The organism is uncultured Eudoraea sp. (assembly GCF_947258925.1).
In the GTDB taxonomy this organism is placed as follows: Bacteria; Bacteroidota; Bacteroidia; order Flavobacteriales; family Flavobacteriaceae; genus Eudoraea.
This window is the reverse complement of sequence record NZ_CAMYKG010000007.1, coordinates 130853-131468: the sequence shown is the minus strand read 5'-3', so window position 1 is coordinate 131468 and position 616 is coordinate 130853. Positions and strand designations below refer to the sequence as shown.

Below are 616 nucleotides of genomic sequence, written 5' to 3'. Positions count from 1 at the left end.
ATAATCTCCGGCCATCAAGCCAGTGAAAGAGCCTGTAGTATTGGTAAAGTCGTTACCATCAATAGAATAGCTAAATGGAGATGTTCCTCCACTGGTAACGCTTACAGAAACACTTCCGTCACTTCCTGCATTACAGGTAGCATCAACAACAGTTGGAGTTGCCAATACGATTGGATCAGGCTCCCCTACGGTGACACCTACACTGGTTTCACAGCCGGTATCGCCTGCTTCATTCCAGTTGTTATCACGTACAGTAATGGTATAATTCCCAGCGGTAAGACCGGTGAAGATCCCTGTGGTATTGCTCGTAGCAAAATTATCAATCGAATAGCTAAATGGAGATGTTCCTCCGCTGGTAACACTTACAGAAACACTTCCGTCACTGCCACCATTACAGGTAACATCGGTAACGGTTGGTTCTGCCAATACGATTGCATCAGGTTCACCTATGGTTACAGCTACACTGGTTTCACAACCGGTATCGCCTGCTTCATTCCAGTTTGCATCCCGTACATAAATGGTATAATCTCCGGCCATCAAGCCAGTGAAAGAGCCTGTAGTATTGGTAAAGTCGTTACCATCAATAGAATAGCTAAATGGAGATGTTCCTCCACTG

At 45.3% G+C, this 616-nt stretch carries 1 protein-coding gene; it reads right to left on the bottom strand.

Annotated features, from left to right (window positions below; genetic code table 11):
- Positions 1–616, bottom strand: a 616-nt coding sequence (locus tag Q0X77_RS04145; protein ID WP_297793460.1) for a hypothetical protein, incomplete at both ends; no start/stop codon positions are given.